This is a genomic window from Mesorhizobium sp. CO1-1-8 (genome assembly GCF_020164875.1).
Classification (GTDB): domain Bacteria; phylum Pseudomonadota; class Alphaproteobacteria; order Rhizobiales; family Rhizobiaceae; genus Mesorhizobium.
Window position 1 is genome coordinate 267274 of sequence record NZ_JAIUGZ010000006.1, and the last position, 19925, is coordinate 287198.

Below are 19925 nucleotides of genomic sequence, written 5' to 3' on the forward strand. Positions count from 1 at the left end.
ACAACTGAATCGGCGCCTGGTCCCCGTCACCAAGGTCATTCCTTGTCGGGTCATGCGCAGGGGGAGAGGGACCCATGGCGGCTCAGATTTTCTCGGCCATTTTCGTCATCATCGTCGGCGTCGGCGGTTGCGTCGCCTATTTCTGGGGCGCCAACAGGCTGGTCGACCTGATATTCCCGTCACGCGGCGTCGCGGGTGCCGCGGCCATCGACAATCTGCGCCGGCAAGGGCTGGTCCGGCCATGGCTGTTCGTCGGTCCGGCGATGATCATCCTGACCATCTACCTGATCTATCCGGTGGTCGAGACGCTGCGGCTGTCGTTCCTCGATCGCAGCGGGATCAATTTCGTAGGCCTGGCGAACTATGAATGGGCGTTCGGCGATCGCGAATTCCGCAACTCGATCCTCAACAACATCATCTGGCTGGCGGTGGTGCCGGCCGCCTGCACCTTCCTTGGGCTGATCATCGCCGTGCTTACGGACAAGATCTGGTGGGGCACGATCGCCAAGAGCCTGATCTTCCTGCCGCTGGCGATCTCCTTCGTCGGCGCCAGCGTGATCTGGAAATTCATCTACGAGTATCGGGGCGAGGGCCAGACGCAGATCGGCATCCTCAACGCCATCATCCAGCATTTCGGCGGCCAGCCGCAGGTCTGGATATCGCTGCCGTTCTGGAACAATTTCTTCCTGATGATCATCCTGATCTGGATTCAGACCGGCTTTGCCATGGTCATCCTGTCTTCCGCCCTGCGCGGCATTCCCGAGGAAACCCTGGAAGCCGCCGTCATCGACGGCGCCAATCCGTTCCAGATATTCTGGAAGATCATGGTGCCGCAGATCTGGAGCACCATCGCCGTGGTCTGGACCACGATCACCATTCTGGTGCTCAAAGTGTTCGACATCGTGCTGACCATGACCAACGGCCAGTGGAACAGCCAGGTGCTGGCCAATCTGATGTTCGACTGGATGTTCCGCGGCGGCGGCGATTTCGGCCGCGGCGCCACCATCGCCATCATCATCATGATCGCGGTCATTCCGATCATGGTCTGGAACATCCGCCAGGCGAACAAAGAGACGGGAGGACATTGAGATGGCCGTCGCGACCGGAAATTCCTTCGCCAGCCGCTTTGGCGTCCACATCGCCGTGCTCGTCTTCGTCGCGATCTGGACCATACCGACGCTCGGCATCCTGGTTTCATCGCTTCGGGACAAGAACCAGATCATCGCCTCGGGCTGGTGGAACTCGTTCGCCAGTTCCACGCAGACGGAAGCCGGCCGGCTCCCGCCCGCCTCGACGCAGGTCGAGAAGGATGGCAAGTTCGTCCTCGAGGGCAATATCTTCGGCGATGGCGCCAAGCGCGACATCAGCGCCTTCGGCGTCAAATCGGCGGCACCGACGCAATATCCCGCCGGCACCTCAGCCGATCTCGGCGACGGCGTGACCTTGCAGCTCAATGCCGACGGCAGCTTCGTCATGCAGTCCCCGAAAGCGTTCGAAGGCGATCGCGGCCAGCGCGTCTATTATGCTTCGTCGGCGCCGCCGAAATTCACCACCGACAACTACAGAACCGTGCTGTTCTCCGAAGGCATCGGACGGTCATTCATGAATTCTCTGACCGTCACCATTCCGGCTACCGTCATCCCGATCCTGATCGCCGCCTTTGCCGCCTATGCACTGGCCTGGATGCGGTTTCCCGGCCGGGCGCTGCTGATCGCGGTTATCATCGGCCTGCTGGTGGTGCCATTGCAGATGTCGCTGATCCCGCTGTTGAAACTCTACAATGGCGTTGGCGCTTTTTTCGGCATGCCGTCGAAGACCTACCTCGGCATCTGGCTGGCGCATACCGGCTTCGGGTTGCCCTTCGCCATCTACCTGCTGCGCAGCTACATTGCCGGCCTGCCGCGCGAAATCATGGAATCGGCGCGCATCGACGGCGCCAGCGATTTCGAGATATTCGTCAAGATCGTCTTGCCGCTGTCGTTCCCGGTGCTGGCTTCGTTTGCCATCTTCCAGTTCCTGTGGGTATGGAACGATCTTCTGGTGGCGATGGTTTTCCTCGGTACAGAGGCAGACCAGATCGTGCTGACCGCCAAGCTCAACGCGCTGTTGGGCTCACGCGGCGGCGACTGGGAGATCCTGACGACATCGGCTTTCGTGACCATCATTGTGCCGCTGATCGTGTTTTTCTCGCTGCAGCGCTATTTTGTCCGCGGGCTGCTTGCCGGCTCGGTGAAAGGAGGCTGAGACGATGCAATCCGCTTTGAAGGCCAGCTCGAAGCCTGACCTCGCCGTCGATCGCGACTGGTGGCGGGGCGCGGTGATCTACCAGATCTATCCGCGCAGCTACCAGGACTCGAACGGCGACGGCATCGGTGATCTCAAGGGCATCATAGGGCGCCTCCCCTACATCGCCGCACTCGGCGCGGATGCCATCTGGATCTCGCCGTTCTTCAAGTCGCCGATGAAGGATTTCGGCTATGACGTATCGGATTACTGCGATGTCGATCCGATGTTCGGCACGCTGGCCGATTTCGACGCACTGACCGCCGAGGCACACAGGCTGGGCTTGAAGGTGATGATCGACGAGGTGCTGTCGCACACCGCCGACAACCACCCATGGTTCAAGGAAAGCCGGTCGAGCCGCAGCAACCCGAAAGCCGACTGGTACGTCTGGGCAGACGCTAGGCCGGACGGTACGCCGCCCAACAACTGGCTGTCGATCTTCGGCGGCTCGGCGTGGCAATGGGACACCAGCCGCCAGCAATATTACATGCACAATTTCCTGGCCGAACAGCCCGACCTCAACTTCCACAACCACGAAGTCCAAGACGCATTGCTCGACGTCACCCGCTTCTGGCTGGAGCGCGGCGTTGATGGTTTCCGGCTCGACACCATCAATTTCTACTTCCACAGCCAGGGCCTGGAAAACAATCCGCCGCTGCCGCCGGAAGAGCGCAACGACCAGACCGCGCCGGCGGTCAACCCCTACAACTACCAGGACCATCTCTATGACAAGAGCCGCCCCGAGAACCTCGGCTTCCTCGAACGGTTCCGCGCCCTGCTCGATGAATATCCGGCAACCGCAGCGGTCGGCGAGGTCGGCGATTCGCAGCGCGGGCTTGAAGTGGTTGCCGCCTACACCGCCGGCGGCAAGCGCGTGCACATGTGCTACTCCTTCGATTTCCTGGCGCCGGAAAAGATCAGCGCGGGCAAGGTCCGCTCGGTGCTGGAATCCTTCGGCAAGGTCGCCAGCGACGGCTGGTCGTGCTGGGCCTTTTCCAATCATGACGTGATGCGCCCGGCCTCGCGCTGGGCCGCCAATGAGGCCGACCCGACCGCCTACCTCAAGGTCATCTCGGCGCTGCTGATGTCGTTGCGTGGTTCGGTCTGCATCTATCAGGGAGAGGAACTTGGGCTCGGTGAAGCGGAGTTGCGGTTCGAGGATCTGCAGGATCCCTACGGCATCCGCTTCTGGCCGGAATTCAAGGGCCGAGACGGCTGCCGCACACCGATGGTATGGGACGGCGGCGCCAAGAATGGCGGCTTCTCCCAGGCAAAACCCTGGCTGCCGGTGCCGGCCAAGCATCTGGCGCAAGCGGTCAATGTCCAGCAGGGCGACGAGGCTTCGCTGCTCGAGCATTACCGGCGCTTCCTCACCTTCCGGCGCGCCCATCCGGCGCTGGCCAAGGGCGACATCACCTTCATCGAAAGTGAGGGAAATACCGTCGCTTTCACGCGCCGCGCAGGCAACGAGCAGATCGTCTGCGTCTTCAATCTGGGAGCCGGTCCGGCCAAGGTTGACCTTGGCGGCCGATCGCTGCAACCTCTGCCCGGGCATGGATTTGCGGGGCTGGCGAGCAGCGGTTCCATCGAGCTTGGCGGCTACGGCGCCTGGTTCGGGCGTCTCGACTGAATTTCCAATCACTGGAGGAAACCAATGGCCGATGTCACGCTAAGACAAGTGAAGAAGTCCTACGGCAATCTGAACATTCTCCACGGCATCGATCTCGATATCAAGTCGGGCGAGTTCATCGTCTTCGTCGGCCCGTCGGGCTGCGGCAAGTCGACATTGCTGAGGTCGATCGCCGGGCTCGAGGAAATCACCTCCGGCGAACTCAGAATAGCCGGCGAGGTGGTGAACGACGTGCCGCCGTCAAAGCGGGGCATCGCCATGGTGTTCCAGTCCTACGCGCTCTACCCGCACATGACCGTCTACGACAATATGGCGTTCTCGATGAAGATCGGCAAAGAGAACAAGGCCGAGATCGACCGCCGCGTGCGTCAGGCCGCCGAGATCCTGCAGCTGACCAAATATCTCGACCGCCTGCCCAAGGCGATGTCGGGCGGCCAGCGCCAACGCGTCGCCATCGGCCGCGCCATCGTGCGCAATCCGAAGGTGTTCCTGTTCGACGAGCCGCTTTCGAACCTTGATGCGGCGCTGCGCGTCGCGACCCGCATAGAGATCGCCAAGCTCAAGGAATCGATGCCCAACACAACCATGATCTACGTCACCCACGATCAGGTCGAGGCGATGACGCTGGCCGACCGCATCGTGGTGCTCAAGGACGGCCATATCGAACAGGTCGGCACGCCGATGGATCTCTACAAAAAACCCGGCAATCTGTTCGTTGCCCAGTTCATCGGCTCGCCGGCCATGAACATCCTGCCGGCGACCATCGACAAGACCGGAAATCCGACCGTCGTCAGCCATGTCGGCGGGCGCAAGGCAACCGTGCCGATCACGACGCCGGCTTCGGCGAAGGGTACCGCGGTGAGTTTCGGCGTGCGGCCGGAAGACCTGATCATCTCCAGCGGCGCTGACTATCTGTTCGAGGGGACGGTCGACTATGTCGAGCAACTCGGCGAGGTGCAGCTTGTCTATGTCGACATCGGCCGCGCCGACCTGCCGCTGGTGACCAAGCTGCCCGGCAATGTCGAGGTCAAGCGCGGCTCGACATTGCGGCTGAGCGCCAATGGCGAGGACCTGCATATCTTCGACGCGGATGGACGTTCTTTCGCGTTGCATGAAGTGGAAGCAAAGGCGGCTTAACCGCAACTACCGTCAGGCACAAGAAGAGGGGCGGGCCAGGCCCGCCGCTCTTTGACTTGGAGATCGACTTCGGTTGTTAGTTGTTGCCGAAGAGGTTGCGGTCGGCACCTTGCGGAGCAGACTTCTGGGTGGTGTCACCCGACGAGTTCAGCAGCTTCTCGACGAGGCCACCGCTGTTGCGGACCGAGCTCGTATGCGCGCTGTCAATCGAAGTAACCGCAGGCTGATTGGCGCCGTTGGAGCCAAAGTTGTCGCTGCCGGCGAAGGCACTGCCGGTGATGGCCAGAACGGCGGCGGCAGCAATAAGGATCTTGTTCATTTTAGTCTCCTGAATTCTGGATTTCGCCAGGACGGCAGACACAGCTGCCGTCGGTTGCGAAATTGGTTATTAGCGACCGAAGAGGTTACGGTCGCTGCCCTGAGTGGGCGTCTGGGCAGCCGGTTCCGAGGTCCTGGTGGAAGCCGTGTACGACTGGTCCACAGCGGCGGCAGGCTGATTGGAGCCGTTCGAACCGTAGTTGTCGCTGCCCGCGAAAGCGCTGCCGGTGATGGCCAGAACGGCGGCGGCAGCAATGAGGATCTTGTTCATCTTAAGTACTCCTGAATGTCTGAATTTCGCCAGGGCGGCGGGTGAGCCCGCCGTCGACTGGGAATCGGCTGTTAGTTGTTGCCGAAGAGGTTGTGGTCAGCACCCTGGGCAGGCGCCTGAGCAGCCGGTTCCGACTTCTTGGTCGAAGCGGTGTACGAGCTGTCGACAGCAGTGGCTGCCGCGGCGTCCGAACCGTAGTGGTCGCTACCAGCGAAGGCGCTGCCGGAAATGGCCAGAAGGGCTGCGGCAGTGAGAATGATCTTTTTCATTTTTGGTACTCCAGTATCGTCTTTTTTCCGTCCGTCTAGCGGCGTGTCTTGGAAATGAAATCGCGTCGTTCGGACAGCCCCGATGTGGGAGGCCAGCCCCGTCTTTTCCAATCACGAAGTTGTTCCGTGTGGACCATGAATCCACACCTTGAAATTGTGCCAAGGGATCTAGGGATAGATTTTTCTTCTTTATATCAGCGTGTTAGGTTTAACCACCCGATGGATCACTGACTGTTTCAAAGGCCCACCGTTCACACCGTCCTGCACGCACCGTCAACAGAAACGAACCGTTCGGTTCGATTTTAGGACAAGCTAATAGTCACTTTTCGAAACCGTTAGCCTTATTTGACCTCTGCCAAGGGTCGGATTCGGGAAGATCGCAGCCGGCAATGGGCCGCCCGGAGGCGGGCTTGCTGGTCCGCGACGATCTGCGGTAACGTTTCGCATGCCGTGTCGCGCCGCATGGATACGATGTCGTTTTCATGCCGACGGCGCGCCTGCGATCGTGGTTAGATCATATCATCTCAGGTGCCGCTTCGTGACGACGAGGCGGAGAATTGGGAAGCCGGTCAGAATCCGGCGCTGCCCCCGCAACGGTGGTGGAGTTCAAGTCGCAACGGGAGACCACTGGGCAATTGCCTGGGAAGGTGTCGCGATGGTCCGCAAGGACAACTCCAGAGCCCGGAAACCAGCCCGAGATTTTAGACTCGACTGATCGCGGTGGGCGGTCAAGAGGTGGATAACGCATGTCCTGCACACAGCCGGCCTGCGCTTCAATCCTTCCTCCATCACCACCAGTTCAGTCCTTAGAAACGAGGACAGGACATGGATATCCGCAACGACATGCTGAGGCTCCTGAAGGGGCGCCGGCAAGGCTTTTCGCTGGAGCAGCCCTTCTACACCGATCCAGACTACTTCAAGCTCGACATGGAGCTGATCTGGTATCGCGACTGGCTGTTCATCGGCCATGATTGCGAACTGCCGAAGCCAGGCAGCTACATCACCGTGCAGATCGGCGACTATCCGGTCGTCCTTGTCCGCGACCAGCACGGCAAGATCAACGCCTTCCACAATTCCTGCCGCCATCGCGGCAGCCGCGTGTGCAACACGGAGAAGGGCACAGCGGCAAAGCTCGTCTGCCCGTATCACCAGTGGACCTATGAGCTGGACGGCCGCCTGCTGTTTGCCCGCCAGATGGCCGACGGTTTCGACAAGAGTGATTTCGGCCTGAAGCCGGTCGCCTGCGAGAGCGCCGGCGGCTACATCTTCATCTGCCTGGCCAAGGAACCGGCGGATTTCGCGCCAATGCGGGCGATGATCGAACCCTATCTTTTGCCACACCGGTTGCGTGAAGCAAAGATCGCCTTCGAGAGCACGATCGTCGAGAAGGGCAACTGGAAGCTGGTCTGGGAAAACAACCGCGAGTGCTATCACTGCGCCGCCAATCACCCCGAGCTGTGCAAGACTTTCCCCGAGGCTCCGACCGTGACCGGCGTCCATGGCGCCGACAGCGACCCTGAAATGGTCGCGCACTGGGCCAAATGCGAGGCATCAGGCTTGCCGAGCAAATTCCGCATAGATCCGGCAGGGCAGTACCGCGCCACCCGCGCGCCGCTGCTGCGCGATGCCGTCAGCTACACCATGACGGGAAAACGGGCGGTCCAGAAGAACCTGTCCGACAGCGTTTCAACCGACCGCATCGGTTCCTTGCTGCTCTATCACTATCCGACGACCTGGAACCATATCCTCGGCGACCACGCCGTCACCTTCCGCGTGCTGCCGATCAGTGCCACGGAAACCGCGGTGACGACGAAATGGCTCGTCCACAAGGATGCGGTCGAAGGCGTCGACTACGACCTCGCTGAGCTCACCCATGTATGGACCGAGACCAACGACCAGGACCGCCGCATCGTCGAGGAAAACGCCTTCGGCATCCTGTCGCCGGCCTATGAACCAGGCCCCTATTCGGAGCTGCATGAGGGCGGCGTGATCCAGTTCGTCGAGTGGTACGCGTCGTTCATCGGGCCGCGCCTTGTCGAAGGTGGCCGGCCGGCCTTGCGCAGCGTCGCCTAGCCCAGGGACAAGAGGATGAATGCGATGACGGACCTTGGCCTCTATCGCCATCTGGACCAGATGACGCCCTGGAACGACAGGCTGCAGGTGCTGGAAGTGATCGGCGTCAGCGACGAAGCGCCTGACGTGAAGACCTTCACCTTCCGCTCCGACAACCAGACCTGGTTCCGCTACAAACCGGGCCAGTTCGTGACGCTGGAACTGCCGACATCGGACGGGCCGCTGATGCGCACCTACACGCTGTCGTCCTCGCCATCGCGGCCGTTCTCGATCGCGGTGACGGTGAAGGCGCAGGCGGGCAGCACCGGTACGCGCTGGATGTTCGATCATCTGACACCCGGTTCGCACCTCAAGGCCTACGGGCCGACCGGCGATTTTTCGCTGCACAGCCACCCGGCGGCCAAGTATCTGTTCATTTCGGCAGGATCCGGCGTGACTCCGATGATGTCGATGCTGCGCTGGCTGAACGACTGCGCGCCATGGACCGATGTCGGCTTCGTCAACTGCGCGCGCCGCCCGGAAGAGATCATTTTCCGCAAGGAGCTCGAGCTGCTCGGCAGCCGCATGCCTGGCCTGTCGCTCGGCTTCATGATCGAGGAGCGGTCGAGCCGCGAGGGCTGGTTCGGCCATATGGGCCGCATCGACGCGATCCGGCTGCCATTGCTGGCGCCCGATTTCCGCGAGCGCGAGATCTTCTGCTGCGGCCCCGATCCCTTCATGCGCGCCGTGCGCGGCATGCTGGACGCCGCCGGCTTCGACATGGCGAAATACCATCAGGAAAGCTTTGCTGCGCCTGCCGTGGAGGAGATCCCGGCGCCGTTCTCGCCGCCGGCGGAAGACGGCGCCGCTGCTGCCGTCGAGGCCGTGACACCGATCCGGTTCTCGCTTTCCGATGTCGATGCCGAATGCGTGGCCGGCCAGACCGTGCTGCAGACGGCACGCGCCTCGGGGGTGCGGATTCCCGCCGCCTGCGAGTTCGGCCTGTGCGGCACCTGCAAGGTGAGGAAGGTCGCGGGCGATGTCGAGATGAGCCACAATGGCGGTATCCTCGATCATGAAATCGAGGACGGTTTTATCCTCGCCTGTTGCTCGAAGCCGCTTTCGGCGCTTGAAATCGAGGCCTGACCTCCAGGCACGGTCAGGGACTGTCCATGCCCGCGCAGCCTGCAGCTGCGCTCGCCTGGGCCTGCGCCATCTTGCCAAGAACCCTGCAAATGGTTAGACGCCTGCAACGGTGGGGTTGACCGTAAGGCCCGAAGATCATCTCCGCGGCCTGCTTCGGCGGGGAGCAAACATGCGACAATCCGGCATCTATGCCATTGCCAGCAAGGATATCGTCTTTGAATCCTTCGATGGCGAAGCCGTCGTTCTTGACCTGACCACCGGTAAATATTTCGGCTTCTCTGATTCAGGCAGCAGACTTTGGGATGCACTGTCGTCCGGCGTGCCTGCCTCCGAACTGGTCGGCGCCGCGACCGGAACTGGCGCCCTCGATGCCGCCGCGATTGACGGCTTTGTTTCACAATTGGTCGAATTCGGCTTGCTGGCGGCCGTAACCGATGGCGTGGCAAGACCGGTTTCCAGCGAATTTCTGGCTCAACTCGCCGCTACAAGAGAGCCCCTCAAGGTCGATATCCATGACGATCTCGCCGATCTCATCGTCGTCGATCCCATTCACGAGGTCGAGGAGCCCCTCGGCTGGCCCGCGGTGAAGCAAGCCAACTGAGGCGCCCATCAGGTTCTCGTTGCCGGACAGCTCCGGAACAGGCAGACCCATGCCGAACGTCACTCTCGAAAACCTGACTGACTACGCCCGTCATGTCCTGGCGCAAGCAGAGAGCAGCGCCGCGCATTATCCACTGACCCGCAAGGTGGGCTTGCCGCATCTGGGGCTGATCGCACATGTGAGCGCCGGCGCGTTGGCGGATGCCGTCGCTCATGGCTTTGTCACTGCTCCGGGCAACCGAACGCCTGCCGACATCTGCCGCATCTTCGTCGCGCATCCCGGCATTGACGGCATCGCGGCCCCGGCCAGTTGGGGTCAGGGACCCTTCACGCAGCATGCCTTCGCCAGCCTGGCGGAAGCCGGATTGCGCGGCAACTATTTTCACGATCTCGACTTCTGGCAGTTCTACGATCCGCAACGTCGCGTTGGCGTGCAATTGATGGCCTCGTCCGACGCCTTTCCACCGTGGGAGCCGGGAGCGCCGCTGCGGGCTTTCCTGCATTGGGAATATGCGGCGCGCGGCATGCGCCTTGCCCATGCCGGCACGCTCGGCGCCAATGGCAAGGGCGTGCTGCTGGCCGGCGCGGGCGGCGCGGGGAAATCCGGGACCGTCGCCGCAGGCCTCCTCCACGGGCTGGACAGCGTCGGCGACGACTATGTGCTGGTCGACCTCTCCAGCGGCGTGACTGCCCGCCCGTTGTTTTCAACACTCAAGCAGGATCCCCAAGGGTTCGCGCGGCTTGGGCTGGAGCGCCGCCTGCCGGCCCATAGTCCGCTCAACTGGCAAGGCAAGCATACGTTTCACATTGATGACATTGCGCCTCGGCCGGTGCCTGAAACTCTGGACATCGTTGCGCTGGTGGTGCCACATATCGGCGGTGGTGGGACAAGTTCGATCGTGCCGGTGTCGCGCAGGAATGCCATGATCGCCTTGGCGCCGTCCGGTATAGCGCAGATGCCGGGCGAGCGGGAAAGCGGCTTTCGCTTTTTCAGCGACCTGACCCGCCTGCTGCCGTGCTATCGTCTGTCGCTGGGGACGCAGCCACAGGAGATCGCCGGCACGATTGCGGACTTTCTCGCGGGGGGCGCTTCGTGAAACTGAGCGTGATCATGCCGGTTTACAATCGCGAACAACTCGTTGGCCTCGCGCTGCGCTCGCTGCTCAGGCAACGCGAAAACGTCGACCTCGACATCATCGTCATCGACGATGGGTCGACCGATGGCTCGGCGGCGGTCGTGCGGTCGTTGATCGACGAGGCTCCGTGCATTCGTCTTTTCCAGCAGACCAATGGCGGGGTCACCAGAGCACGCAATGCCGGGCTGAAACAGTTGCTGCCGCAGACTCGGCTGGTGTCATTTCTCGATTCGGATGACATCTCCCCGACAGGGCGCTTCAAGGCGGATCTCGCCTGCTTCGAAGAGGATCCGGGCCTCGACCTGACCTATTCGCTCATGACCCTCGTGGACAAGATAGATGGCGAGACGTTGGAACCGGCCGCCGACAGCCACTCCATCACCGTGCGAGGGATCCACCTGTCCGCCGGGATCTTTGCGCGAGACCTCATCGAGCGCACCGGCGGCTTCGACGAGGATTTCAAACAGGCCGAGGACACCGACTATCTGCTGCGTATCTTTGAGAGCCAGGCAAAATACGTTATGCCCGATACGGTGGCTCTCTACTACAGGCGTCATCCCGGCAACATGACCAAGGAAGCCGATGTGCCCTTTCGCGAGTTCATCCGCGCCATTCACAAATCGATGAAGCGTCGCAAGGCCGACCCCAGCTTGCGCCGGGTGGAGGGGATCTTCGACTTCAAGGATCTCGCGCAGTGGCGATTCCTGTAATGGCAGGCTACGGCGTCGTCATTCCGGCTTTCAACGCAGCCGACACCATCGGGGCCGCCCTGAACTCCGTTCTGGCCCAGACGGCAAAGGCGGAGGCCATCATCGTGATCGATGACGGTTCCACCGACGATACGGCTGCGGTGATCGATGCGATGGACCTGCCGGTGACGGTGCTGCGACAGGATAATGCCGGACCTGGCAGCGCAACGACCCGGGGCATTGCGGCACTCTCGACGCCGCTCATCGCGACGCTTGATGCCGACGATTTGTGGCTGCCGGACAAGATCGAACAGCAGCTGGCCTATCTCGGCCGTCATCCTGGGACAGCGGGCGTCTTTACGCACTGGCGGACGTTTCGCGGCGACAGGCCCGATTTGCCCGAAGCGACCAGTGGAGCGGGCTGGTCGCGCACGACGATGATGATCCGCCAGCACGTGGTGCCGAGCATCGGTCCCATCATCGACCCACCAGGCGGTCGCGGCGAGATGATCGACTGGATCGCCCGGGTTCGTGAGGCAGGCCTTGCCCTTGCCATGCTCGATGACGTGCTTGCGTTGCGCCGCATCCACCCAGGCAGCCTTTCCTACGGCCGCGATCCGGCACGCGACAGGGGCTATCTCCAGGTCGCAAGGCTCGCCATGCAGCGGCGAGCACAGAACAAGGCGGGCTCCAGTTGAACGCCAGGCCCGTTCGCCGCATCGGCCGCCGCTTCCCGGACTATGGCTGGTCGTGGCCCACCGGCCAGCTGGACCTGTTGCTAAAGGCGGCGCTGCTCTCCGACGAGGACGCAGCCGCTGCCTGCGCCGCGCGCTGGCTGGACGAGAACGACATCGATCTCGTCTCGTTTCGAGAACATCGCCTGCTCGCCGCCATCTCCGACCGGTTCGGCAGGAAGCTGGCCGGGCATACCGCGCACCCGCGCCTCGTCGGCCTGCAGAAGATGCTGTGGACGAAGTCGCGCATGGCGATGCGCGAGGCCGAGCCGGCGCTGAAGGCAATGGCCGACGGCGGCGCCGACATCATGCTGATCAAGGGCGCCAGCCGCATTGCCTTGAACGCGTCGGCGCAGCGTGGCCGGGTGGCGCATGATATCGACATACTGGTGCGCCCGCGTGACATGGCTGCCGTCTTCGACATCTTGCGTGATCGCGACTGGCAGATCGCCTCGGGCGTCAGCGCGCAATATCTGCGAACCCGGTTGGCGTCGCTGCGGTCGATGAACTTCTTCAAAGGCCGTTTCGGTGACATCGACCTGCACCAGCTCGGCTATGACGGGTCGCAGACGAGCGCGGAAGACGATCTGGCGATCTGGCAACGGGCAATCCCGGCCGAATTCAGCGGCGTCGCGGTCTTCGTGCCGTCGCCGGCCGATCGCATGGCCCTGGCCATCGCCCATGGCGGCCTCGACGCCCACACCCATAGCGACTGGCTTGTCGATTGCGCGATCGCCATCCATGGCGGAGACGTCGACTGGCATGTGTTCCTGGACATCGTCGACAGACGCGGCCTGGCCGTTCCAGCGGCGGTGGCGTTATCCTATCTGGCGTTCGAGATCGGCATTCCGGTGCCGGAACCGACAATGGCCAGAATCTTCGAGATGGCCGACCGGGCTGGCCTGTCGCGTTGGTCGTCGGTTCTGCAAGCCAAGCCGCGCACGGATTTTGGCGGCCTGGTCTGGCTGTCGCGCGGGCTTGCCAAGCAGTTGCGCCTGAAGCGGAAGAAGGGCCGGTTGCTGCAGGAGCCGCCCGCCAGACCTTGGCGCGGCAGACCGGCCGCGCGCAAGCCGCAAGCCGCATCGGCGCCTCTGGTGTTTTCGCAGGCCATCGCCTGTCCGCAAACGACCGGCGACATGATGCTCGATATCACCGTCAGGATCGGGGTTCCGCCGGTACGGCGCCGCATCGAAATGGAGATCAATGACGGTGGCGAGCATATTGCTCGCCTGCGCGCCATCGCCATCAGCCGATCCGGCAGGGAACGCGTGCTGCATTTTCGCGGCAAGGTGACGCTCGACGGCGCGCGAGTTGCCTTGACGCTCGAGGCGCGACCATCGCGACAGTTTCGCGAGTGGAACGACGCGGCCACGGTGGCAGCCTATGGCGCCTTGCCTTTCCAGTTGCTGTCGGCGGATTTCTCACCGGTCGGCTGAAGGCGAATCCGACGAACCTTTCTCGAGAGGCGGCGTCGGTTCAAACTCCGTAGCGTTCGGTGCGAATGATTCCGGCTGCAACGCCGGCATCGATCAGCGCCTGGGCGGCCGCGGAAACGAAGGCGTTGGAGCCGCAGACGAAGGCGATGCCAGGCGGCTCCGGCAGCCGCGTCATGGCTTGAACCATCATCGCGACGTCCACCCGCCGCGCATAGTCGGCTGGACGGCGTGCAGCTTCGCGGGTCAGTGTCAGCACCAGGTCGAAGCCGTCCTGGCGCTCATCGAGAACGATCAGCTCGTCACGAAAGATCACTTCGTCCCAGACCCGGACCGAAAAGACCAGGACGACGGGCACCGCTGAATTACGTGCGGCGCGATGGCGGAGCATCGACATCAAGGGCACGACGCCCGAACCGCCGCCGACCAGAACAAGCGGCCCACTCACATCCTCAGGCCAGATGAAATGCCCGCCAAGCGGCCCGCGCAGTTCGATTTCATCGCCCACTGCCGCGACCTCGTGGAAGAAGGGCGAGACCTCGCCATCGTCGAGTTTTTCGATCGCCAGTTCGATTACGCGGCTCGTTTCCGGCGCCGAGGCGATGGAATAGGAGCGGCGCGCCTGATAGCCGTCCGGCGCCGTCAGCCTGACATCGACATGCTGCCCGGCGCGATAGGCGAAGGGCCGAGACGGCTGCAAAAAGAAGCTGGTGACACGCGGCGTGCGCTTTTCGATGCGGACGATGCTGGCTGTTTGCCAGGGCGACTGCACTGACGCCGCATCGCTCATGGATCGTCCGTGTAGCGCTGCTCGCGCCATGGGTCGCCATAGATGTGGTAGCCGCGCAATTCCCAGAAACCGGGCTCGTCGCGCGTGGTGAATTGCAGGCCGTTCAACCATTTGGCCGACTTCCAGAAATAAAGATGCGGCACCAGCAGCCTTGCCGGGCCGCCATGGTCCGGTGTGATCGGCTTACCTTCGTAGAGCAGCGCCACCATGGCCTTGCCGGCGGTGAGATCCGTGACCGGTACGTTGGTGGTGTAACCGTCGAACGCGTGCGCCAGTGTGAAACCGGTCGGTGGCTCCACACCCGCATCGGCAAGGATATCGTCGACCAGCACGCCCTGCCACGGCGTGTCGAACTTGGTCCATGCTGTCACGCAATGGATATCGCGCGTCATCTTGGTCAACGGCAGCGCGTTGAACTCGGCCCAGTTCCATTTCTTGATCGGGCGTGGCCCGTGTTTCAGCGTGAAAGACCAATCCTCGGTACGCACGCGCGGCGTCGGACCGGCCGACAGCACCGGAAAACCCTGTTCCAGATATTGGCCCGGCGGGATGCGGGCATCGCCATCGGTTGGCGGGCGCCGTCCTGAAGAGAAACCTCGGGTGACCATAGCGGCAATCCCCATGCAATCAGGCCACTATCGGCCTGACGCAATGTTCTCGAAGATGTCGTGACGGGCAACCGAAATCTTGACGGGCGGGGACCGGCGGGATCGTCACCGATGGACCTGCCGGTCCACGTTCACGTCAACGCCCATTTTCTCAGCCATTGGCAAAAGGCACCGCGATATAGATTTGAGCGTCGCCACGCTCGACCAGCAACAGCACCGATTTCCTGCCGGACTTGCCCGCTACGGCGATCGCCTGGGTTACCTGCCTGGCGTTCTTCACCGGCACCTGATTGACGGCAACGATGATGTCGCCGGCCTGTATTCCGGAAGCGGCGGCAGCTTTGTCGGGATTGACGCTGGCAACCACCGCGCCGTGCTGCTTGTCGGCAAGGTTCATCTGCTGGCGAATGTCGGGCGTTATGTCCATCAAGCCGAGCCCTATCGCCGGAGCCCGCCCGGCGCTGGGCGCGTCGGTGCCGCCGTCCAGCGACGCGGTCTTCATATCCTCGCTGTTGTGGCCGACATCGACGGAAATCCGCATCGGCTTGCCCTTGCGCCAGACATCGACCGTTTCCCGGGCGCCCGGCGCGACATCGGCGACCGCCCGCGACAGGTCCTTGGGGTCCTTCACGTCCTGCCCGGCAAAGCTGGTGATGACGTCACCCGTCTCGATGCCGGCCTTGGCCGCCGGCGAACCGTCGTTGACCTCTGAAACCAGCGCACCGCCGGAATGGTCGAGCCCAATGGCGCTCGCGACATCCGGTGTCACCTCCTGGATCTGAACGCCGAGATAGCCGTACTGGATGGAGCCGCCCTTCATCAGCTTGGCGACCACCTTCTGGGCCTGATCCGACGGAATGGCAAAGCCGACGCCGACGCTGCCGCCATTGGGTGAATAGATCGCCGTGTTGATGCCGACGACATTGCCGGCGACATCCACCAGCGGGCCGCCGGAATTGCCGTGGTTGATCGGCGCGTCGATCTGGATGAAATCGTCGAACGGGCCACTATGCAGGTCACGGCCGCGCGCCGAGACGATACCTGCCGTGACGGTGGTGCCGATGCCGAACGGGTTGCCGAAGGCCAGTACCTGGTCGCCTGGCATGAGCTTGTCGGAATCACCCCATTTGACGGTCGGCAGGGGTTTGTCCGATTTGATCTTGAGTACGGCGAGATCGTTCTTGGCATCGCGGCCGACGAGCTTGGCCGGAAGTTCGGTGCCGTCGTCGAGCGTCACCTTGATCGAAGAGGCCCCATCGATGACGTGATTGTTGGTGACCACGGTGCCATCCGCGCCGACGATGAAGCCGGAACCCAGCGCCTCGGCGCGCTGCGGTTGCTGTTGTGGCGGCGTCTTGGGCGCCGGCATGCCCTGGTCACCGAAGAACTGGCGGAAATAGTCATCGAAAGGCGAGCCGCCGTCGAAAGGAGAGGCATCGCTCATCGTTTCAGGCTGTGCCTTCATGACGGTGGTGACCGTCACCACAGCCGGCTTGTCGGCGGCAACGATGGGTGCGAACGAGCCATTGGGCGCGGTGATGCCGGCGACAGGGGTCTGGGTCGTCGGAATGGTGTTGCCCTCGCCTTGGGCGAAAGACATGACGAAGGGGGATATGATCAGCGCAGCGCCCAGCAAGGCCGCGACGCGATGCCTACGAAGGATATCTGACATGGTCGTTTGTCCGGGCGAGAGTTGATCCAGCGCCGTGGCCTCTCCCGTGCGGGAAATCGGTCATCGGCGTGTCGAGGTTGCAATTGCCCGTCTCGCCTACATGGCAGCCAACCGGATCGACGGCCTTGCATCTAGGGCGCGGATTGGCCCGATTTAGGGTTTTCGGGCGACCTTACGAAGATTTAATATCCGCACGGCGGCAGGGTCACAAAGTCGTCGGGCCGCGCTTTGCTGCCTCGCTGGAGCCTCATCCACCGGCGGTTCGTCCGAGATAGGCCGTGGCAATCTCGCGCATGCGCTTGCCGTCGAAGCTCGGTCCGTGTCCACCATGACCGATGCGGATCGGCAGGTCGAGCAGACGCCGCATCGTGCTGATATAGGCGGTTCGGTCGGAATCCGGCAGGTCGTCGATCAGCATGGCGTCGTAGATGGCATCGCCGCTGAAGAACAGTCCGTCGGCCTCGTCGAACAGCGCGATCGAATCCGGTGAATGGCCCGGCAGATGCAGCACCCGGAACTGCCGGTCGCCAAGGTCGACGATATCGCCTTCGTCCAAGGTTCGCGTCAACGGCGCGGGCGGGATCCTGTAGTCGGCCGACTTCCATCCGAGCGCCGGCAGTTTCGAGACGGCACCCTCGAGGTCATGAAACATGTAGGCGTAGGTCGCGGCCTCATCCATGCTCTCGAACTGCGCCGCGCTCATCCTTGGTCCTGCGCGCAACGGGAATTCATGCAGCGAGCCGACATGGTCGAGATGGATGTGGGTGGCAACCACCAGCAGCGGCTTGCCCTCCGTCGTCTCGATCTGCGGCGCCAGCGGACAGATGCCCATACCAGTGTCGACGAGCAGGTCGGCATCGCGACCGCGCAGATGCCAGATATTGGCCCGCACATAGGCATGCACGAAGGGCTCGGTCAGCATCGTCGTCTTGTCGTCGACAACGCTCCTGCTGAACCAGCCGGGCATCACCTGTGAGCCGGGCATCAGACGAAGGGCTTCCCGACCTTGTATTTTTCCGGCACCAGCCGCTTGAGATAGGCCATGCCGGCATCCGATAGCTGATTGACATCGGGCTTCATGAAATCGTTCGGCATGTGGCGTGTCTTGCCGGCGACGTTCTTGAGCGGCACTTTCTTCAGCACCGTTCTGGTGCCGTCATATTGCAGCGCCACCGAGCCGCCGCCCTGTTCGGCGACGGTGACGGCGAAAGCGCCGGCATCGAAAGCCTCCTGCGCGTCGACCGCGCTGATGGCGCCGATATAACCGCGCGGCATGTAGCCGAGGGCATCGACGCGCGCACGCTTGCCTGGCAGGCCTTCCGCCAACGCGCGCTCGAGGGCGGCCGGCAGGTCGCTGCCCGACAACTTGACGTTGCCGTGCGCGTCGCGCTCAAGCTTATCCGGCGGCACCAGGCTTTCAACCAGTGCCTTGCCGTCAGCGGTGCTGACGCCTTCCGAAACGGCGACGATGCAGCGCTTGTGACGATCGAGCGTGGCACGGACGTCGTCGATGAAGCCGGCGGCGGAGAATGGGCGCTCGGGCACGTAGACGAGGTGCGGACCGCTGTCGGGGTCGAGCTGCCAGGCGGCGGCGGCCGCGGTCAGGAAGCCGGCATGCCGGCCCATGACGATGCCGACATAGATGCCGGGCAGCGCACGGAAATCGAGATCGACGGACAGGAAGGCGCCGGCGACGAACTCGGCCGCCGAAATGAAGCCCGGCGTGTGGTCGTTTTCCTCGAGATCATTGTCGATGGTTTTTGGCGCATGGACAAAGGCAATTGAGCCGCCGGCGGCGTCGGTCAGGATCTGCTGCGTACCCGACGTGTCGTTGCCGCCGATATAGATGAAGGCGTCGGCGCCGGCCTTCTTCAGCCCGTTGAGGATGACATCGCAATAGGCGGCGTCGGGCTTGTCGCGGGTCGAGCCGAGGGCGGCGCTCGGCGTGCCGGCAATCAGCCGCAGCCGGTCCTCGGGGATGGCGGAAAGGTCGACATAATTGCCGTCACGGATGCCGCGCACGCCATGGATCGAGCCCAGCACCTTGGCTCCGGGATGCCGCTTGTGGATCTCCAGCGTCGCCCCGACAACCGTCTGGTTGATGACGGCGGTTGGGCCGCCGCCCTGCGCGATGACAAACGTTCCAGCCATGCTTGATTTCTCCCGGCGCGATGGTTTTCATGGCACCTTGGCCTGTCTTGTCGCATCGCGCAACGGGAGTTTCGAGCGGCGCCAGCACGCCGCACAAGCGTCAGACGACGACGACCGGATTTTTCTTGGAGACGCGGCTGTAGAGGTCGATGATGTCCTGGTTGATCAGGCGTACGCAGCCCGACGACATCGCTTGCCCGATGCTCCACCATTCGGGCGAGCCGTGGATGCGGTAGCCGGTGTCCTTGCCGTCCTGGTAGATGTAGAGGGCACGCGCGCCGAGCGGATTGGTGAGGCCGCCGGGCTGTCCGGCCTGCCATTTCACCAGTTCAGGCTTGCGGGCGATCATCTCGGGCGGCGGCGTCCAGGTCGGCCATTCCCTGCCGTACTGGATGTTGGCGCGGCCGGACCAGCGGAAACCATCCTTGCCGATGCCGACGCCGTAGCGAATGGCGTCGCCACCCGGCTGGACGAGATAGAGCATGCGCTCCTTGAGATGGACAACGATGGTGCCCGGTGCCTCGCCTGTCGTGTCGACGACGATCTGGCGGCGGAATTCCGGCTTGACCTTCAGATATGGCACTTCCGGCACGTTGAAGCCGCCATCGGTCAGCCCGGCATACATGACGCCGGGGCTGGTGATGTTCTTGTCGACGCTGATGCTTGGCCGGATCGGCCGCACGGAACCCGTGGTGACGTCGTCGAGCTCGAGCGCCGGCAGACCCCCGCCCGAGGTCGAGCAACCGGCGGCGCTCAGCAGCGCGAGCGCCCCTGCCCCGGACAGGATGGCGCGGCGGGAAAGATGATGATCGGTTTCGATTGCGTCGCCGTCTCGCGGCGGCGTCAGTCCTTGCGGCAACTCACGCATATACCCAGACCCTACACTGTCGGCGGGAAGCACGGTCCGGCCGGATAGCAGGCATTTTCATCATTCATGGTTGATAAAGCGTGAAGACCTTGCACAGCCTGCATTTGCGCATGGCCCTGTCGACGTTTGAGCTTCTTG

Annotated in this window: 20 protein-coding genes and 1 riboswitch; of the genes, 11 read left to right on the forward strand and 9 right to left on the reverse strand. The window is 62.8% G+C overall.

Annotation, left to right across the window (positions count from 1 at the left end):
• The first annotated feature begins 74 nt into the window (after nucleotides 1–74).
• The 4 genes from LB558_RS14925 to LB558_RS14940 are packed head-to-tail and all read left to right on the forward strand — an operon-like array spanning nucleotide 75 to nucleotide 5050.
• Nucleotides 75–1088: a carbohydrate ABC transporter permease gene (locus tag LB558_RS14925; RefSeq protein ID WP_224698235.1), complete on the forward strand. Its 1014-nt coding sequence runs from the start codon at nucleotides 75–77 to the stop codon at nucleotides 1086–1088.
• Between the two features lies 1 nt (nucleotide 1089).
• Complete coding sequence (locus tag LB558_RS14930) at nucleotides 1090–2244, forward strand: carbohydrate ABC transporter permease (RefSeq protein ID WP_224698236.1); 1155 nt, start codon at nucleotides 1090–1092, stop codon at nucleotides 2242–2244.
• A 4-nt stretch (nucleotides 2245–2248) separates the two neighbouring features.
• Entirely contained in the window at nucleotides 2249–3913 is a 1665-nt protein-coding gene (locus tag LB558_RS14935; protein ID WP_224698237.1) for an alpha-glucosidase family protein, read from the forward strand.
• 24 nt (nucleotides 3914–3937) lie between these two features.
• The gene (locus tag LB558_RS14940; RefSeq protein WP_224698238.1) at nucleotides 3938–5050 is read left to right on the forward strand and encodes an ABC transporter ATP-binding protein; all 1113 of its coding nucleotides are present in this window, start codon (nucleotides 3938–3940) and stop codon (nucleotides 5048–5050) included.
• 76 nt (nucleotides 5051–5126) lie between these two features.
• Here the strand turns inward: LB558_RS14940 and LB558_RS14945 are convergent, their stop codons facing one another.
• From LB558_RS14945 to LB558_RS14955, 3 genes are all read right to left on the reverse strand, one after another.
• Nucleotides 5127–5369, reverse strand: a complete 243-nt coding sequence (locus tag LB558_RS14945; RefSeq protein WP_224698239.1) for a DUF680 domain-containing protein — start codon at nucleotides 5367–5369, stop codon at nucleotides 5127–5129.
• 69 nt (nucleotides 5370–5438) lie between these two features.
• Nucleotides 5439–5639, reverse strand: a complete 201-nt coding sequence (locus LB558_RS14950) for a DUF680 domain-containing protein (RefSeq protein WP_224698240.1) — start codon at nucleotides 5637–5639, stop codon at nucleotides 5439–5441.
• 71 nt (nucleotides 5640–5710) lie between these two features.
• Nucleotides 5711–5908: a DUF680 domain-containing protein gene (locus LB558_RS14955; protein ID WP_224698241.1), complete on the reverse strand. Its 198-nt coding sequence runs from the start codon at nucleotides 5906–5908 to the stop codon at nucleotides 5711–5713.
• A 509-nt stretch (nucleotides 5909–6417) separates the two neighbouring features.
• Nucleotides 6418–6620: riboswitch (cobalamin riboswitch) on the forward strand.
• 113 nt (nucleotides 6621–6733) lie between these two features.
• On the opposite strand from LB558_RS14955, the gene LB558_RS14960 reads away from it, so the two are divergent.
• The 7 genes from LB558_RS14960 to LB558_RS14990 all read left to right on the forward strand — a co-directional run bounded on the left by LB558_RS14960 (nucleotide 6734) and on the right by LB558_RS14990 (nucleotide 13701).
• Nucleotides 6734–7981: an aromatic ring-hydroxylating oxygenase subunit alpha gene (locus LB558_RS14960; RefSeq protein WP_224698242.1), complete on the forward strand. Its 1248-nt coding sequence runs from the start codon at nucleotides 6734–6736 to the stop codon at nucleotides 7979–7981.
• 24 nt (nucleotides 7982–8005) lie between these two features.
• On the forward strand, nucleotides 8006–9106 hold the full coding sequence (locus tag LB558_RS14965) for a hybrid-cluster NAD(P)-dependent oxidoreductase (protein ID WP_224698243.1): 1101 nt from the start codon (nucleotides 8006–8008) through the stop codon (nucleotides 9104–9106).
• A 169-nt stretch (nucleotides 9107–9275) separates the two neighbouring features.
• The gene (locus LB558_RS14970) at nucleotides 9276–9707 is read left to right on the forward strand and encodes a PqqD family protein (protein WP_224698245.1); all 432 of its coding nucleotides are present in this window, start codon (nucleotides 9276–9278) and stop codon (nucleotides 9705–9707) included.
• 49 nt (nucleotides 9708–9756) lie between these two features.
• Complete coding sequence (locus tag LB558_RS14975) at nucleotides 9757–10803, forward strand: serine kinase (protein WP_224698246.1); 1047 nt, start codon at nucleotides 9757–9759, stop codon at nucleotides 10801–10803.
• Nucleotides 10800–11552, forward strand: a complete 753-nt coding sequence (locus tag LB558_RS14980) for a glycosyltransferase family 2 protein (RefSeq protein WP_224698247.1) — start codon at nucleotides 10800–10802, stop codon at nucleotides 11550–11552. Before LB558_RS14975 ends, LB558_RS14980 begins: the two co-directional genes overlap by 4 nt.
• Entirely contained in the window at nucleotides 11537–12229 is a 693-nt protein-coding gene (locus LB558_RS14985) for a glycosyltransferase family 2 protein (protein WP_224698248.1), read from the forward strand. The genes LB558_RS14980 and LB558_RS14985 overlap by 16 nt, the downstream gene beginning before the upstream one ends.
• Nucleotides 12226–13701, forward strand: a complete 1476-nt coding sequence (locus tag LB558_RS14990; protein ID WP_224698249.1) for a nucleotidyltransferase family protein — start codon at nucleotides 12226–12228, stop codon at nucleotides 13699–13701. Before LB558_RS14985 ends, LB558_RS14990 begins: the two co-directional genes overlap by 4 nt.
• 40 nt (nucleotides 13702–13741) lie before the next feature.
• On the opposite strand, the gene LB558_RS14995 is transcribed toward LB558_RS14990, so the two are convergent.
• From LB558_RS14995 to LB558_RS15020, 6 genes are all read right to left on the reverse strand, one after another.
• Nucleotides 13742–14488 (reverse strand): FAD-binding oxidoreductase, encoded by a 747-nt coding sequence (locus tag LB558_RS14995; RefSeq protein ID WP_224698250.1) that lies wholly within the window; start codon nucleotides 14486–14488, stop codon nucleotides 13742–13744.
• A complete protein-coding gene (locus LB558_RS15000; protein WP_224698251.1) occupies nucleotides 14485–15096 on the reverse strand; it encodes a sulfite oxidase-like oxidoreductase in 612 nt (203 codons plus the stop codon). The genes LB558_RS14995 and LB558_RS15000 overlap by 4 nt, the downstream gene beginning before the upstream one ends.
• Nucleotides 15097–15247: 151 nt before the next feature.
• The gene (locus LB558_RS15005; RefSeq protein ID WP_224698252.1) at nucleotides 15248–16768 is read right to left on the reverse strand and encodes a DegQ family serine endoprotease; all 1521 of its coding nucleotides are present in this window, start codon (nucleotides 16766–16768) and stop codon (nucleotides 15248–15250) included.
• A 247-nt stretch (nucleotides 16769–17015) separates the two neighbouring features.
• The gene (locus LB558_RS15010) at nucleotides 17016–17735 is read right to left on the reverse strand and encodes an MBL fold metallo-hydrolase (RefSeq protein ID WP_224698386.1); all 720 of its coding nucleotides are present in this window, start codon (nucleotides 17733–17735) and stop codon (nucleotides 17016–17018) included.
• Nucleotides 17736–17752: 17 nt separating this feature from the next.
• The gene (locus LB558_RS15015; RefSeq protein ID WP_224698253.1) at nucleotides 17753–18919 is read right to left on the reverse strand and encodes a diphosphate--fructose-6-phosphate 1-phosphotransferase; all 1167 of its coding nucleotides are present in this window, start codon (nucleotides 18917–18919) and stop codon (nucleotides 17753–17755) included.
• A gap of 100 nt (nucleotides 18920–19019) precedes the next feature.
• Nucleotides 19020–19787: a L,D-transpeptidase gene (locus LB558_RS15020; protein WP_224698254.1), complete on the reverse strand. Its 768-nt coding sequence runs from the start codon at nucleotides 19785–19787 to the stop codon at nucleotides 19020–19022.
• Nucleotides 19788–19925: the final 138 nt, after the last annotated feature.

Bases quoted from the DNA above. Each gene is read 5' to 3' on its own strand.
- LB558_RS14925 (WP_224698235.1), top strand. From the start codon at position 75: ATGGCGGCTCAGATTTTCTCGGCCATTTTCGTCATCATCGTCGGCGTC.
- LB558_RS14935 (WP_224698237.1), top strand. From the start codon at position 2,249: ATGCAATCCGCTTTGAAGGCCAGCTCGAAGCCTGACCTCGCCGTCGAT.
- LB558_RS14965 (WP_224698243.1), top strand. From the start codon at position 8,006: ATGACGGACCTTGGCCTCTATCGCCATCTGGACCAGATGACGCCCTGG.
- LB558_RS14950 (WP_224698240.1), bottom strand. From the start codon at position 5,639: ATGAACAAGATCCTCATTGCTGCCGCCGCCGTTCTGGCCATCACCGGC.
- LB558_RS14970 (WP_224698245.1), top strand. From the start codon at position 9,276: ATGCGACAATCCGGCATCTATGCCATTGCCAGCAAGGATATCGTCTTT.
- LB558_RS15020 (WP_224698254.1), bottom strand. From the start codon at position 19,787: ATGCGTGAGTTGCCGCAAGGACTGACGCCGCCGCGAGACGGCGACGCA.
- LB558_RS15005 (WP_224698252.1), bottom strand. From the start codon at position 16,768: ATGTCAGATATCCTTCGTAGGCATCGCGTCGCGGCCTTGCTGGGCGCT.
- LB558_RS14930 (WP_224698236.1), top strand. From the start codon at position 1,090: ATGGCCGTCGCGACCGGAAATTCCTTCGCCAGCCGCTTTGGCGTCCAC.
- LB558_RS15015 (WP_224698253.1), bottom strand. From the start codon at position 18,919: ATGGCTGGAACGTTTGTCATCGCGCAGGGCGGCGGCCCAACCGCCGTC.
- LB558_RS14975 (WP_224698246.1), top strand. From the start codon at position 9,757: ATGCCGAACGTCACTCTCGAAAACCTGACTGACTACGCCCGTCATGTC.
- LB558_RS14995 (WP_224698250.1), bottom strand. From the start codon at position 14,488: ATGAGCGATGCGGCGTCAGTGCAGTCGCCCTGGCAAACAGCCAGCATC.
- LB558_RS14945 (WP_224698239.1), bottom strand. From the start codon at position 5,369: ATGAACAAGATCCTTATTGCTGCCGCCGCCGTTCTGGCCATCACCGGC.
- LB558_RS14955 (WP_224698241.1), bottom strand. From the start codon at position 5,908: ATGAAAAAGATCATTCTCACTGCCGCAGCCCTTCTGGCCATTTCCGGC.
- LB558_RS15000 (WP_224698251.1), bottom strand. From the start codon at position 15,096: ATGGTCACCCGAGGTTTCTCTTCAGGACGGCGCCCGCCAACCGATGGC.
- LB558_RS15010 (WP_224698386.1), bottom strand. From the start codon at position 17,735: ATGCCCGGCTGGTTCAGCAGGAGCGTTGTCGACGACAAGACGACGATG.
- LB558_RS14940 (WP_224698238.1), top strand. From the start codon at position 3,938: ATGGCCGATGTCACGCTAAGACAAGTGAAGAAGTCCTACGGCAATCTG.
- LB558_RS14960 (WP_224698242.1), top strand. From the start codon at position 6,734: ATGGATATCCGCAACGACATGCTGAGGCTCCTGAAGGGGCGCCGGCAA.